This window comes from Brevundimonas sp. GW821-FHT12E07, from assembly GCF_058807035.1.
Genome location: NZ_JBXAQH010000001.1, coordinates 136,696 through 150,581 on the forward strand (window position 1 = coordinate 136,696; position 13,886 = coordinate 150,581).

Genomic DNA, 13,886 nt, shown 5'->3' on the forward strand with positions numbered 1-13,886 from the left:
ACCTTCAGAAGGCGGATCAGTCCCGATGATAGGGTGATCCGGCCAGGATCGTCACGGCCCGATAGAGCTGTTCGGCCAGCATGGCGCGGGCCAGGGCGTGGGGCCAGGTCTGGGGCCCGAAGGCCAGGGTCGAGCCGGCCGCCGCCAGCACGGATTTATCGAGCCCGTCCGCCCCGCCGATGACGAAGACGACCTTGCGCTCGCCCCGATCGCGCAAGGCCGCGATATGATCGGCGAAGGCGCGGCTGGAGTAGGTCTTGCCGCGCTCGTCGCAGGCGATCAGGTGCGACCCTTCCGCCGCCGCCAGCAGCAGCTCGGCCTCGGGCGCCTTGCCGGTCTTCTTCGCGTCGAGATCGACCAGCTCCAGCGGCCCGAGACCCAGCGCCCGGCCCGAGAGGGTGGCGCGCTGGGCGTAGTCCGCCGCGAGCGCGGCTTCAGGCCCGCGCCCCGGCTTGCCGATGGCCGCGATGGCGAGTTTCAAATCAGACGGCGGCTTGGGTGCGGTGGGCGCTGTCGACGGCCCAGATCTTCTCGATGTTGTAGAACATCCGCACTTCCGGCCGGAACAGGTGGATGATCACATCGCCGGAATCGATCAGGACCCAGTCGCAGTGCGGCAGGCCCTCGACCTTGGCCTTGCCCAGGCCGTGGTCCTTCAGCGTGCGCAGCAGGTGGTCAGCCAGCGCGCCGACGTGGCGGTGCGACCGGCCCGAGGCCACGATCATGGTGTCGGCCATGGGCGACTTGCCCTTGAGGTCGATCAGGACGATGTCCAGGGCCTTGTCGTCATCCAGCTTGGCCAGAATGGCGTTTTCCAGATCGGTCGAACCGGCGGGCAGGGCCGCGCGCGGACCGTCAAACCCCGTAGACTCGTCGCCGTCTTCGGAATGGATGGGCTCGAAATCGTCCATCTCATGGGCCGTGTTGGAAACGGCGTCGTCTTGCGTATCGTACGCGGGCGAGGGGGTCAGCGGAGGGCTCCAGGGCGGTGACTAAAGAGGGTCTCTAGCACAGATGGCCCCCGAGGTCACCCGACTCAAGCGGAGCAGGCCGATCAGATCGATTCGCGGGCTTTCGCGCGCAGGGCGGTCGAGGAGCTGAGGTTCAGCGGCGCGGTCAGATAGGTCCAGGCGGGGGCCGCCATATCGGGCAGGCGACGCGCCTCGGCCTCAGACACCCGGGCGCCGGCGAACCGCCGCGCGGCGGGCGCCGACCGGCTCTCCAGCAGGGAGCCCGGCCGGGCGATCACCGCCACGGGCATCATCCGCATGATGTCGGTCCAGCCTCTCCAGCGATGGAAGCTGGCCAGATTGTCCGACCCCATCAGCCAGACGAAATGCACCCCGGGATGGCGCGCCTTCAGGGCCCGCAGCGTATCGACCGTCCAGGCCGTGCCGATGCGGGTCTCGAAGTCCGAGACGATCATGCCGGGCCCCTTGGCGAAGGCGCGGGCGGAGGCGATGCGGCCTTCCAGCGGCGCCGTCTCCTGGCGGCCCTTCAGCGGATTCTGCGGCGAGACCAGCCAGATCACCCGCTCCAGCCCCAGCCGGCTCATGGCCGTCTCGGCGACATGGGTATGGCCGTCGTGAGCCGGATTGAACGAGCCGCCGAACAGGCCGACGCGCATCCCCCGGGTCAGGGCCAGCCCATCCCTCAGCGCCCCGTGACGGGGCCCGGAGATCCGGGGCGCAGGACCGGCGTGGAAGAAGGACAAGGCGGGAGAGGCTCTGACAGGCTTATGCTCAAGGCTGCGCTATCACGGCGTTACGCCCCTGTCGCGTATCGTTTGACGCCTCGCGTGTCAGATCGGGGATGCGAAAGGTCTCCGGGACCCGTTGAACCCCGCCTCGGCGCCGACCGTTGATCTCCCACGCCTTCAAGGAGGGAGAGATGAGCCAATTCAACACCGAGTGGACGGTCGGGCCCCACGGGGCGATCGAGACGATCGACGAGGGCCTGATCAGCGTCGCCGGCGAGATCGTCATGCCTCTGGGCCGCTTTCCCCGCCGCATGACGGCGGTGCGGCTGAAGGACGGCGGCGTCGTGATCTGGAGCGCCATCGCCCTCGACGCGGCCGGGATGGCGGAACTGGAGGCCTTCGGACCGCCGCGTTTCCTGGTCGTGCCCAATGCCGGACACCGGCTGGACGCGCGGTTATTCAGGGACCGCTATCCGGCCCTGACGGTGGTGGCGCCGGCGGGCTCGCGCGAGGCGGTGGAGGCGGCGATCCCCGTCGATGCGACGGACGACGTCTTCGACGATCCGGACGTCAGCTTCATCACGGTCGCGGGCACGGCCTCGGCCGAGAGCGCCCTGATCGTGAAACGGCCCGGCGGAACGACCCTGATCACCAACGACATCATCGGCCATGTCACCCACCCGCACGGTCTGGGCGCCAATGTCATGGCGCGGCTGTTCGACTATGGGGTGCACGAGCCGAGCATTCCCCGGACCATCCGTCGCTTCATCAAGGACAAGGCGGCGCTGGCGGCCCAGATGCGCGACTGGGCGGCCCTGCCTGACCTGAGGCGGATCATCGTCTCCCACGTCGATCCGATCACCGACGCCCCGGCCGAGCACCTCAGGCGGCTGGCCAGCGAACTGGACGACTAATTTCCGGCGATCAGGGCCGCCAGGCCTCGGTCAGCTGGACGCGTTCGTCGCCCTCTTCGTCGATCTCGCCGCGGTTCTTGCGGACCTCGGCCCAGGCGGCGCGCAACAGTTCGGGCACGCCCTCGCCGGAAACGCCCGAGACCAGCATGGGACGACGCCCGGCGACGGCCTCCAGCTCGGCGGCCTTTTCCTCGCGGGCTTCCGGGGTCAGGGCGTCGATCTTGTTGAGGGCCAGGATCTCGGCCTTGTCGCCCAGACCCTCTCCATAGGCGTCCAGCTCGCCGCGAATGATCCGGTAGGCCTCGACGACGTCGTCCTGGGTCCCGTCGATCAGATGGATCAGGGAGGCCGAGCGTTCGACGTGGCCGAGGAAGCGGACGCCCAGCCCGGCGCCTTCCGAAGCGCCCTCGATCAGGCCGGGGATGTCGGCGATGACGAAACGCTCGCCCGGCGACAGATCGACCATGCCGAGGTTGGGGGCCAGGGTCGTGAACGGATAGTCGGCGATCTTGGGCCGGGCGGCCGAGGCGGCGGCGAGGAAGGTCGACTTGCCCGCATTGGGCAGGCCCGCCAGGCCGATGTCGGCGATCAGCTTCAGCCGCAGCCAGATCCACATCTCCTGGCCTTCCTGGCCGGGATTGGCGAAGCGCGGCGCCTGGTTCTGCGGGCCCTTGAAACGGACATTGCCCCAGCCGCCGTTGCCGCCGCGCAGCAGGCATTCGGTCTGGCCGACCTCGGTCATGTCGAGCACGACCGTTTCCTTGTCCTCGCCCAGCACCTGGGTGCCGACGGGAACCTTGAGCACCACATCCTCGCCCTTGCCGCCGTGCATCTGGCGGCCCTGGCCGTGGTGGCCGGTGCCGGCCTTGAAATGCTGTTTGTAGCGATAGTCGATCAGGGTGTTCAGGCCCTCGACCGCCTCGATCCAGACATTGCCGCCATTGCCGCCGTCGCCGCCGTCGGGACCGCCGTTGGGAATGAATTTCTCACGCCGGAAGGAGACGGAGCCGCCGCCGCCGTTGCCGGAACGAATATAGATCTTGGCCTGGTCGAGAAATTTCATTTTGCTTTGGGCGCTACCGCTCGCGACGCGGTCGCTCGCTACTTGAGCGCCGGGCTTATAGTCGAAGAGAGCGGCGAATTACAGGCGCGTGATGATTCCGCCGTCTGGGCGATCTCGGCGCGAGGACAAAGGCGGCCTTAAAAGTCGCGCACGGCTCGCGCTCAAGCAGCGAGCGACCGCGTCGCGAGCGTTAGCGCACTCAGGAATCAAGACGTGAAAAAGCCCGCTGCGGGGGATACATCGCAGCGGGCTTTCACGCTCTCTGTGGAGCGGACGTTTCCTCCCCGAAACGCCTCCGACCGGCAGCTGTGCTTCCGCGTTGCGCCGTTCGAGTGAGGCCAAATGACCCGGATGCCCGGCTGTCGTCAATGAACCGTCACGTAAAAACCGAAACTTTTATGAGTGATCGTCGATAAGTCATCCGGGAGGGCGGATTTTATCGAAGCTTATTCGATAATGCCGCGAATGGTTTGCACGAGGGCGGTGCGAGCGACCGTGACCTGACCCGGTCGGGCCGCCTTCCAGGCCTCATTGTCGGCCACGCCGGCGGCCAGGGCGCGCCCGGCGTCGAGGTCCTTGATCGTCACCTGACCGGCGGCGATCTCGTCGCCGCCCAGCATGACGGCGGCCGGAGCGCCGCGACGGTCGGCGTATTTCATCTGGGCCTTCATCCCGGCCCGACCGAGGTAGAGCTCGGCGGGTATGCCCGCGTTCCTGAGCTCCGAGACGGCGTCGAGGTAGGACTGCATGTCGTCCTGCGAGAAGACGATGACCACGACCGGCCCGCGCACCGCGCCGTCGTCACGACCCGCCGCCTTCAGGGCCGAGGCCAGACGCGACACCCCGAAGGAAAAGCCCGTCGCCGGGGTCGACTGGCCGGTGAAGCGGGCGACAAGGTCGTCATACCGGCCGCCGCCGCCGATGGAGCCGAAACGCATCGGCCGACCCTTGTCGTCCTTCGTCTCCAGCAACAGTTCGGCTTCGAAGACCGCGCCGGTGTAATATTCCAGACCGCGCACGATGGTCGGGTCGAACTTCACCGAGGCCTGATCCACGCCCATGGCGTTCAGGGCCGCGTCGATCCCGGCCAGTTCTTCCAGCGCGGCCTCGCCGGCGGCGCCGAGGCCGCCGGCGCGGGCCACGGCTTCAAGCGTCTCGGCGCGCGACAGGGCCGCGTCTCCGGCGGAGGCGAGGAAGGCCTCGATGGTGGCGGCGACGCCCAGCGGCAGCTTCGCCCCCTTGGTATAGTCGCCGCTCTCGTCCAGCCGGCCCTCTCCGAGCAGGGCCGAGACCCCTTCCCAACCCAGACGGTCGAACTTGTCGACGGCGCGCAGAGCGGTCAGGCGCTGGGCCGGATCGGTCACCCCGCCCGCATCGAACAGGCCGTCGAACAGCTTGCGATTGGAGACGCGGATCACGGCCTGACCCTCGGCCAGACCCGCCGCCCTCAGGCCCGAACAGGCCATGGCGATGATCTCGGCGTCGGCCTCGGGCCGGTCGGAGCCCACGGTGTCGGCGTCGCACTGCCAGAACTCGCGGAAGCGGCCGGGGCCGGGCTTCTCATTGCGCCACACCGGCCCGAAGGCGTAGCGGCGGAAGGGCTTGGGGAGGGTCTCCCAGTTCTGGGCCGCGAACCGGGCCAGGGGCGCGGTCAGGTCGTAACGCAGGGCCATCCACTGGTCGTCGTCGTCCTGCAGCGCCAGGACGCCCTCGTTCGGCCGGTCGGTGTCGGGCAGGAATTTGCCGAGCGCATCGACGTATTCGAAGGCTGGCGTCTCCAGCGGCTCGAAGCCCCAGCGTTCATAGACTTCCGACACCTTCGCCACGATGCGGCGCTCGGCGATCAGGTCGCGGCCGCGCTTGTCGCCGAAGCCGCGCGGGCTGCGGGCTTCAGGGCGGGCGGGGGCGGCGTCGGGGGTGGTCTCAGGCGTATCGGTCATGGCCGGGCGATTAAGCCATGCGGCCCGCTGCGGCAATGTTTTGAAGGGTCAGCGCTGCTTCACCAGCGGCACCCTCCGCCCGTAGGTCAGACAACGCCACACCCACTCGAGCGGCCCCATCTCGAACACCGACAGCCACAGCGGCGACCAGAGCAGCTGCAGCAGCCAGATCGCCCCCACGATGCCCCACAGCGGCGCCGGTTCGACCTTGCCGTACAGCAGCGGCCCCCACGGCATGTAGAACAGCGAGGTCATGATCAGCGTCTGGGTCAGGTAGTTGGTGAAGGCCATCTTCCCGACCGGCGCCAGTCGCCGCGTCAGCCAGCTGAGGCCATGGCGGGTCATCAGCACCAGCAGCCCGACATAGGCCAGGGTGCAGAAGGGAGCGAGCTGGTCCAGCACCGTCCGGGCGACCACCATCTGGGGCGGGGCGTCTCCGGGCGCCAGGGTGATCCAGTCGACATAGCCGAAGGCCGCCGTGATCGCCGCCCCGGGCAGCAGCATCAGCCCATAGGCCCAGGCCGGGGCCCGTCCGGCCAGATAGCCCGACTTGAACAGGCTGAGGCCGATCATCATCAGGCCGACGGTCGGGAAGACGAACAGCAGGACGCTCATCCCCTGGACGAAGACCCACATCTTCAGATTGGCCAGCATGGCGCCGGCCCAGCCGGACCGGACGGCATCGACGGTGGCCAGAAGTTCGGCGTGGTCCTTGGCCAGTTTGGCGGCTTCCTTCGCCGCATCCACGGGCTGGAACACCGTCAGGGCCGTGAAGACCGGTTCGATCAGGGCGAAGGCGGCGACCAGAGCGACGCCCGTCCACATCAGCCGCGTCGCCGACCACGACCGGGCCTTGAGCATGAAGACGCCCGACCAGGCGTAGAGCAGAAGGATGTCGCCGAACCACAGGGCGAGCCCATGGATCAGGCCGAAGATCGCCAGCACCGTCAGGCGGCGCTGCAGAATGGCCTCGCGCGTCTTGTCGCTCCGCTCCCCGCCGACGAGGAAGATCGACACGCCGAACAGCATGGAGAACAGGGTCCTGCATTTGTTGTGCAGTAGGGTCTGGACGGTCCAGACGGCCCACTGGTTGTCCGGCGTGGGCGGATAGAGGGCGCCGGGCGGGCCGGCCTCCATCATTCCGGGCCAGGCGAAGGCGATGGCGTTGACCGCCAGAATGCCCAGCACCGCGAAGCCGCGCAGGATGTCCAGCGTCTCGATCCTGTCGGCGCGGCTGACCGGGCCCGGCTTCAGCGCGGGTTGGACCTCCAGCGCGACGGCCGTGGCGGTTGCAGTCATGACGATGTCCCCCGGCCCATCTTTAGGGGCCGTGCCGACCGTGCCGAACGCAGGTTCGTGAAGCAAGCCGCACGAGGCCCGTAGGCCGCAGATCAGCCCAGGGGGTTGTCGTCGCGCATCAGGCCCAGACGGTCGCGAACCTTTTCGGGCGCGGGCTGGAAGGCCAGGAAGGCGGCGCAGACTCCGGCCCAGAGGGCATAGCTGACGCCGACCAGGATCGACACCGGCAGACCGCCGACGCCGTAGATCAGAAGGACGGTCTCGGTCGAGCCGAGCGCCTGCATGACGCTGCCCGACGAGATCGCGCCGATCAGGATCTGGATCAGGGCGAAAAGCACCGCCAGCGCCGCGCCCAGCAGGCCGCCGTACAGCATGAAGCGCCAGATGACGCCGAGGCGCGACGCCGGGCGGCCGGTGCGGTCGCGTTCGCGGCCCAGCAGCCACAGGCCGGTCGGGGCGGCGATCAGGCCGATGAACAGGACCAGCAGCCGCCAGTCCATCTCGCGGCCCGGGATCCAGTGCGCCCCGCTGGGCGGCCAGACGAAGAAGGTGATGATCAGCGGCGGCCAGCAGACGGCGGCGAGGCTGGCCAGCACCCGCGATCCCGGGGTGCGCCGCCACATGACCCGGGTCTGGCCGGGCAGGTCCTCGGGCTTTTCGAAGGTGGGGATCATCGCGTCGGCGCCGGAACAGGGCCGGAATAGTCGTAGAAGCCGCGGCCCGACTTGCGGCCCAGCCAGCCGGCCTCGACATATTTCACCAGCAGGGGGCAGGGGCGGTATTTCGAGTCCGCCAGCCCGTCGTACAGCACGTTCATGATGGCGAGGACCACGTCCAGACCCATGAAGTCGGCCAGCTCCAGCGGACCCATCGGGTGATTGGCCCCCAGTTTGAGCGCCTTGTCGATCGAGGCCACGTCGCCGACGCCCTCGTACAGGGTGAAGATCGCCTCGTTCATCATCGGCACCAGGATGCGGTTGACGATGAAGGCGGGGAAGTCCTCGGCATTGGTGGTGGTCTTGCCCAGGCTCTCGGCGAAGGCGACGGCGGTGTCATAGGTGTCGGCCGAGGTGGCGATGCCGCGAATGATCTCGACCAGACCCATGACCGGGGCCGGCTTCATGAAATGCAGGCCGATGAAGCGGTCGGCGCGATCGGTCGCCGAGGCCAGCCGGGTGATCGAGATGGAGGAGGTGTTGGACGCCAGCAGCGTATGGGCGGCCAGATGCGGGACCAGTTCGGCGTAGAGGGCCTTCTTGACGCCCTCGTCCTCGACCGCGACCTCGATGACCAGATCGGCCGATCCGGCCTGGGCCAGCGAGTCGGTGGTGGTGATCCGCGCCAGGGCCGCGTCGGCGTCCGCCTGGCCGAGTTTGCCCTTGCCGACCTGGCGGGCCAGGTTGGCGGCGATCTCGCCCATGGCCACCGGCAGGCGCGCCGCCGCGATGTCGTACAGCCGCACGGAATAGCCGCCCAGAGCCACGGCGTGGGAAATCCCGACGCCCATCTGTCCGGCGCCGATGACGGCGACTGTTCCGATCGTGGTCATTTAGTCGTGGTGTTCAGCGGCCCGTGGCCAGTCGGCGGCACCTTAAGAGGGTCGCCGGACGGTGCAAGGCTGGAATCGTGCAATGCAGCAACAGAGCCGAAGCCGGGGCGGCGCCGGAGACACGGTTTCGCGTCCTGGACGAGCCCCATGGCCCCGCTCCGACCCGGCCCTAGCCCAGCAGGCCGATCAGGATCGGCGCGGCCATCCGGTCGAACAGGATGCGGGCGAAATTGAGCAGCAGCAGCACGACGATCGGCGAGATGTCGATCCCGCCCAGCGACGGAATGACCCGACGGAACGGCTCCAGCAGGGGGCGGGTCACGGCGTCGAGGAAGCCGGCCAGCTGGTTCACGAACCGGTTGCGGTGGTTGATCACATCGAAGGCGAACAGCCAGCTCAGGATCGCCGAGGCGACGATGAACAGGATCATCAGGCCGATGACGGTGTCGACCAGCCAGACGAGGGCGTAACCCATGAAAGCACTCCGCAGCGTGAAATCGGGCGGAAACCGGCCCGAACGCCGCTTCTAGCCGAGGTCGCCTGACGTCACAAACGCCGATACGTCGCACGGGCGTGGGGCAGGCCGGGCGGCCCGGGCGGTCAGGCTGTTGACACCATACCCCCGCCCCCCGTATGTCCCGCCCTCGCCTGCACCCTGAGAAGGGGGCCGTAGCTCAGTTGGTAGAGCGCGTCGTTCGCAATGACGAGGTCAGGGGTTCGACTCCCCTCGGCTCCACCAGGCGATTTTTCGTTCCGGTTCAGACGGGTTCCGTCAGACCGCGGACGCTTTCTCCGGTTCGCATATCCGTGATAGCGTCGCCGTAACGGGTCCGTTTCGAGGCCCGTCTGTCGGGGGAAGATCATGACCGCAAAACTCATCAAGGGCGTTCTGGGCGCGGCGTCGCTCTTCGCTGTCCTGGCCGCCGGCGCTCCGGCCCTGGCCCAGGACGCCTCGCTGGATCCGGTGTTCGGCTCCCTGACCCTGGGCGCCGGCTTCGAGCCTGATCCGCGCCGGATCGACATCGTGGCGGGCGGGACCGAGGACGCCTCGCATCTGGGCGGCGCCTGCGTGGGCATGGTCGGGGACGCGCCGGACTTCCGCCTTGAGTACAAGGCCGGAAGCTATCCGCTCAACATCTGGGTCTATTCGGACGTCGATACGACCCTGGTGGTCAACGGGCCCGACGGCAAATGGTCCTGCAATGACGACGGCGCCGGCGACGGCGGCAACGTCAATCCGGGCCTGCGCTGGGCCAGTCCCCAGAGCGGCGTCTATGACATCTGGATCGGCCGCTATGGCTCGGGCGACGGCGCCAAGGCCCAGCTGGTGATTACCGAGACCCACTAGGCTGCACCCCGAACGTCAAAAAGGCCGCCCGGAGGGCGGCCTTTTCAATTCCGGATCGCTCCGTCGCCAGTCCTATTCAGGACGGGCGCGCTTCTTGCGGAACGAGGGGTTCAGGATCTGCTTGCGCAGACGGATCGACTTGGGCGTGACCTCGACCAGCTCGTCGTCCGAGATATAGGCGATGGCCTGTTCCAGCGACATGACGCGCGGCGGGGTCAGGCGAACCGCTTCATCCTTGCCGGAGGCGCGGACGTTGGTCAGCTGCTTGCCCTTGATCGGGTTGACGTCGAGGTCGTCCCAGCGGGCGTTCTCGCCGATGATCATGCCTTCATAGGTCTTCTCGCCGGCGCCCACGAACATGATGCCGCGGTCTTCCAGGTTCCACAGGGCGAAGGCCGCCGTGTCGCCGTCCGAGTTGGAGATCAGCACGCCCTTCAGACGGCCGGCGATCTCGCCCTTGTGCGGCTCATAGTGGCTGAACACGCGGTTGAGCACGCCCGAACCGCGCGTGTCGGTCAGGAACTCGCCCTGATAGCCGATCAGCGAACGCGACGGGGCCTTCAGGCTGATGCGGGTCTTCCCGGCGCCCGAGGGGCCCATGTCGGCCAGTTCGGCCTTGCGGGCCGACAGCTTCTCGATGACCACGCCGGTGAACTCGTCGTCGACGTCGATCATGACGTCCTCGATGGGCTCCAGACGCTCGCCGTTCTCGCCGGTCTGATAGACCACGCGCGGACGCGAGATGGACACTTCGAAGCCTTCGCGGCGCATGTTCTCGATCAGAACACCCAGCTGCAGTTCGCCGCGGCCGGCCACTTCGTAGGCGTCGCCGCCTTCGGTGGTGGTGACGCGGATGGCGACGTTGGCCTCGGCTTCCTTGAGCAGGCGATCGCGAATGACGCGCGACTGGACCTTGTCGCCTTCGCGGCCGGCCAGCGGGCTGTCGTTGACCGAGACGGTCATGGAGATGGTCGGCGGGTCGATCGGCTGGGCGTCCAGCGGCTCGGTGACTTCCATGGCGCACAGGGTGTCGGCCACGGTCGCCTTGGACATGCCGGCGATGGCGACGATGTCGCCCGCTTCCGAACCCTCGTCCAGCGGCTGGCGCTTCAGGCCGCGGAAAGCCAGGACCTTGGTGATCCGGCCGCGCTCGATTTCCTTGCCGTCGCGGTCCAGGGCGTGGATCGCCATGCCGGGAACAGCCTTGCCGCTCTCGATCCGGCCGGTCAGGATGCGGCCCAGGAACGGATCGGACTCGATCAGCACGTCCAGCATGCGGAACGGCTTGTCCTTGTTTTCCTGAACCTTGGGCGGCGGCACGTGGCGCACGATCAGGTCGAACAGGGGCGCCAGGGTGTCGTTGGGCTTGTTCAGGTCCAGCGTCGCCCAGCCGGCGCGGCCCGAGGCGTAGATGTGCGGGAAGTCCAGCTGCTCTTCGGTCGCGCCGATGGCGGCGAACAGGTCGAAGGCCTCGTTGTGGACGCGGTCCGGATCGGCGTGGGCGCGGTCGACCTTGTTGATGCACAGGATCGGACGCAGGCCCATCTTCAGGGCCTTGGTCAGGACGAACTTGGTCTGGGGCATGACGCCCTCTTCGGCGTCGACCAGGATGACGCAGCCGTCCACCATGCCCAGGATGCGCTCGACCTCGCCGCCGAAGTCGGCGTGACCGGGGGTGTCGATGATGTTGATGCGGGTTTCGCCGGCTTCACCGTTCCAGAGCACCGAGGTGCACTTGGCCAGGATGGTGATGCCCCGTTCCTTTTCCTGGTCGTTGGAGTCCATGGCGCGTTCGGTCGTGGCCTCATTGGCCCGGAACACGCCCGACTGGGCCAGGAGTTGGTCGACCAGGGTCGTCTTGCCGTGGTCAACGTGGGCGATGATGGCGACGTTGCGAAGGTTCATATCGGATCGTTCAATGCGAAAAGGCGGCCGAAAAACCGGTGGCCGCTCTGGGATGTGCGTCTGCGGGGAGCGCGCGCCTCATACAGGGGCGCGATGAAAAAGACCAGTAGCTGAGAAATGAGGCCGAACGGCGATTCCTCTCCACGAAGCGGGGAGGTGGCCCGGAGCGCAGCGAAGAGACGGAGGGGCCGGTCCGGACGCCGACCTAGAAGTCGACCGCCAGCCCCTTCTTCTCCCAGTCGCCGTACCGCGTTGGCTCCGGCCCCGTCGGGCCGCCGTGTTCCAGCGCCATCTCGGCGGCCTCGATCGCACGCCGCTCCGCCGCCTCTTCCAGCGCCCGGCGGGCGGCGGGGGTCAGGGGCCGTTCCCGCGTCGCGCCCGGGACATCCAGATTGAAGCCGGGATCGTTGGCGGGGGCGGCGTCGGAGGTTTCGTCGGTCATGAGAGGCCAGATAAGCCTTCCGTGGCACGAGGAGAAGGCGACAAAGGCGATAGTCTCCTCCCCATTCGCCCAGCGGCGAACGGGGAGGAGACACCCGACCCCAATCCTCTCGACCCTTTGCGACCCTCGCCGGAGACACCCGACCCTGGCCGCCGTCGCGACCTCCCGGCCCTCGGCCCAGCACGCCCTGCCACGGTGGTAGACTGCGCATGGAGGCGCCCAAACCCGCCTCCCGCCTGACCGGTCCTTGACATCGCGGCGCGCTCCAGACGCCGTCCCCTCATGCGCCAGACCGTCGCAGGTCTCGCGTCAAAGGCGACAGGGCCAATGGGTCCAATGTCTCCACAATCCCGCTTTCCGGCGTTTTTCGGAGAGCGGAGACACCCGACCCCGTGTCAGGTCCTCACCGCTCCGCTTTGCCCCTGCCCCCCGCATGGTCTAGGCAGGGCCGGGGAAGGAAAGGTGGCGTAAAATGAAGGTACTGATTCTCGGCGGCGACGGCTTCTGCGGCTGGCCGACGGCCCTGCATCTGTCGGCGCGCGGCTGGGACGTCGTGATCGTCGACAACCTGAGCCGCCGCAACATCGACAATGAGCTCGAGGTTCAGTCCCTGACTCCGATCCGGACCATGGGCGAGCGCATCGCCGCCTGGAAGGAACTGACCGGGCGCACCATCGGCTTCGTCAACATGACCGTCGGCAAGGAGTTCGACCGGCTGGTCGCCCTGATCCGCGACGAGAAGCCCGACAGCGTCGTCCATTTCGCTGAACAGCGCGCCGCCCCCTATTCGATGAAGTCGGCGCGGCACAAGCTCTACACCGTCGACAACAACATCAACGCCACCCACCACCTGCTGGCCGCCATCGTCGAGAGCGGCCGCGACGTTCATCTGGCCCATCTGGGCACCATGGGTGTCTATGGCTACGGCACCGCGGGGCTGAAGATCCCCGAGGGTTATCTGAAGGTCACGGTCGAGACCGACAACGGCCCGACCGAGCAGGAGATCCTGTTCCCGCCGAACCCGGGCTCGATCTACCATATGACCAAGACCCAGGACGCCCTGCTGTTCCAGTTCTACGCCCGCAACGACCGGCTGCGCATCACCGACCTGCACCAGGGAATCGTCTGGGGCGCCCAGACCGAACAGACGCGGATGGACGAGCGGCTGATCAACCGCTTCGACTATGACGGCGACTACGGCACGGTGCTGAACCGCTTCCTGATGCAGGCGGCGGTCGGATACCCCCTCACCGTGCACGGCGCCGGCGGCCAGACCCGGGCCTTCATCCATATCCAGGACACAGTCCGTTGCGTCGAACTGGCGCTCAACAACCCGCCGTCGCGCGGCGAGCGGGTCAAGATCCTGAACCAGATGACCGAGAGCCGCCGGGTGCGCGATCTGGCCGCCATGGTCGCCCAGATGACCGGCGCCGAGGTCCACAACGTCGCCAATCCGCGTCAGGAGGCCGACGAGAACGAGCTGGTCGTGGCCAATGACCAGTTCAGGGATCTGGGCCTCAAGCCCATCACCCTGGCCGAGGGGCTGATGGCCGACGTGACCGAGGTGGCCCGCCGCTACGCCGACCGCGCCGATCTCGCCCGCATCCCCTGCGTCTCCGCCTGGAACGCCGACCGCGCTGAAGCGCTGGAAGCAGCCGTCTGTCCGGCGACGAAACCTTCGGCCGATGTCGAACCGCTGCGGCCCCGGGTGCGAGCGTAAAGGGTCA

The 13,886-nt window shown here is 67.8% G+C and carries 14 protein-coding genes and 1 tRNA gene; 4 read left to right on the forward strand and 11 right to left on the reverse strand.

Features of this window, described 5'->3' with window-relative positions; genetic code table 11:
• Nucleotides 1-16: 16 nt before the first annotated feature.
• From rlmH to AC1ROD_RS00730, 3 genes are all read right to left on the reverse strand, one after another.
• Nucleotides 17-481 (reverse strand): 23S rRNA (pseudouridine(1915)-N(3))-methyltransferase RlmH, encoded by a 465-nt coding sequence (gene rlmH, locus AC1ROD_RS00720; protein ID WP_492946351.1) that lies wholly within the window; start codon nucleotides 479-481, stop codon nucleotides 17-19.
• Between the two features lies 1 nt (nucleotide 482).
• Complete coding sequence (rsfS, locus tag AC1ROD_RS00725) at nucleotides 483-911, reverse strand: ribosome silencing factor (protein WP_492946352.1); 429 nt, start codon at nucleotides 909-911, stop codon at nucleotides 483-485.
• Between the two features lie 143 nt (nucleotides 912-1,054).
• Nucleotides 1,055-1,714 carry a nicotinate-nucleotide adenylyltransferase gene (locus tag AC1ROD_RS00730; protein ID WP_492946353.1) on the reverse strand — a complete coding sequence of 220 codons (660 nt, stop codon included), beginning with the start codon at nucleotides 1,712-1,714 and terminating at the stop codon, nucleotides 1,055-1,057.
• A 176-nt stretch (nucleotides 1,715-1,890) separates the two neighbouring features.
• On the opposite strand from AC1ROD_RS00730, the gene AC1ROD_RS00735 reads away from it, so the two are divergent.
• Complete coding sequence (locus AC1ROD_RS00735; protein WP_492946354.1) at nucleotides 1,891-2,613, forward strand: hypothetical protein; 723 nt, start codon at nucleotides 1,891-1,893, stop codon at nucleotides 2,611-2,613.
• Nucleotides 2,614-2,623: 10 nt separating this feature from the next.
• Here AC1ROD_RS00735 and obgE read toward each other — a convergent pair whose 3' ends face one another.
• The 6 genes from obgE to AC1ROD_RS00765 all read right to left on the reverse strand — a co-directional run bounded on the left by obgE (nucleotide 2,624) and on the right by AC1ROD_RS00765 (nucleotide 8,939).
• Entirely contained in the window at nucleotides 2,624-3,676 is a 1,053-nt protein-coding gene (gene obgE, locus AC1ROD_RS00740) for a GTPase ObgE (RefSeq protein ID WP_492946355.1), read from the reverse strand.
• 446 nt (nucleotides 3,677-4,122) lie between these two features.
• Nucleotides 4,123-5,616 carry a histidine--tRNA ligase gene (gene hisS, locus AC1ROD_RS00745; RefSeq protein ID WP_492946356.1) on the reverse strand — a complete coding sequence of 498 codons (1,494 nt, stop codon included), beginning with the start codon at nucleotides 5,614-5,616 and terminating at the stop codon, nucleotides 4,123-4,125.
• 48 nt (nucleotides 5,617-5,664) lie between these two features.
• Nucleotides 5,665-6,915 (reverse strand): DUF418 domain-containing protein, encoded by a 1,251-nt coding sequence (locus AC1ROD_RS00750; protein ID WP_492946357.1) that lies wholly within the window; start codon nucleotides 6,913-6,915, stop codon nucleotides 5,665-5,667.
• Between the two features lie 92 nt (nucleotides 6,916-7,007).
• Nucleotides 7,008-7,589 (reverse strand): phthalate transporter, encoded by a 582-nt coding sequence (locus tag AC1ROD_RS00755; protein WP_492946358.1) that lies wholly within the window; start codon nucleotides 7,587-7,589, stop codon nucleotides 7,008-7,010.
• A complete protein-coding gene (locus AC1ROD_RS00760) occupies nucleotides 7,586-8,464 on the reverse strand; it encodes a 3-hydroxybutyryl-CoA dehydrogenase (protein ID WP_492946359.1) in 879 nt (292 codons plus the stop codon). The genes AC1ROD_RS00755 and AC1ROD_RS00760 overlap by 4 nt, the downstream gene beginning before the upstream one ends.
• Before the next feature lie 169 nt (nucleotides 8,465-8,633).
• Nucleotides 8,634-8,939 (reverse strand): YggT family protein, encoded by a 306-nt coding sequence (locus AC1ROD_RS00765; RefSeq protein ID WP_492946360.1) that lies wholly within the window; start codon nucleotides 8,937-8,939, stop codon nucleotides 8,634-8,636.
• Between the two features lie 188 nt (nucleotides 8,940-9,127).
• Between AC1ROD_RS00765 and AC1ROD_RS00770 the strand changes: the two genes are divergently transcribed.
• Both AC1ROD_RS00770 and AC1ROD_RS00775 read left to right on the forward strand, forming a co-directional pair.
• Nucleotides 9,128-9,203: transfer RNA gene (locus AC1ROD_RS00770), tRNA-Ala, on the forward strand.
• A gap of 123 nt (nucleotides 9,204-9,326) precedes the next feature.
• On the forward strand, nucleotides 9,327-9,812 hold the full coding sequence (locus AC1ROD_RS00775; protein WP_492946361.1) for a peptidase S1: 486 nt from the start codon (nucleotides 9,327-9,329) through the stop codon (nucleotides 9,810-9,812).
• Nucleotides 9,813-9,884: 72 nt separating this feature from the next.
• Here AC1ROD_RS00775 and typA read toward each other — a convergent pair whose 3' ends face one another.
• Both typA and AC1ROD_RS00785 read right to left on the reverse strand, forming a co-directional pair.
• Nucleotides 9,885-11,717: a translational GTPase TypA gene (typA, locus tag AC1ROD_RS00780; protein WP_492946362.1), complete on the reverse strand. Its 1,833-nt coding sequence runs from the start codon at nucleotides 11,715-11,717 to the stop codon at nucleotides 9,885-9,887.
• Between the two features lie 205 nt (nucleotides 11,718-11,922).
• The gene (locus AC1ROD_RS00785; RefSeq protein WP_492946363.1) at nucleotides 11,923-12,159 is read right to left on the reverse strand and encodes a DUF1674 domain-containing protein; all 237 of its coding nucleotides are present in this window, start codon (nucleotides 12,157-12,159) and stop codon (nucleotides 11,923-11,925) included.
• A gap of 472 nt (nucleotides 12,160-12,631) precedes the next feature.
• On the opposite strand from AC1ROD_RS00785, the gene AC1ROD_RS00790 reads away from it, so the two are divergent.
• Nucleotides 12,632-13,879, forward strand: coding sequence for an NAD-dependent epimerase/dehydratase family protein (locus AC1ROD_RS00790; protein ID WP_492946364.1), 1,248 nt, complete (start codon nucleotides 12,632-12,634; stop codon nucleotides 13,877-13,879).
• Nucleotides 13,880-13,886 lie beyond the last annotated feature (7 nt).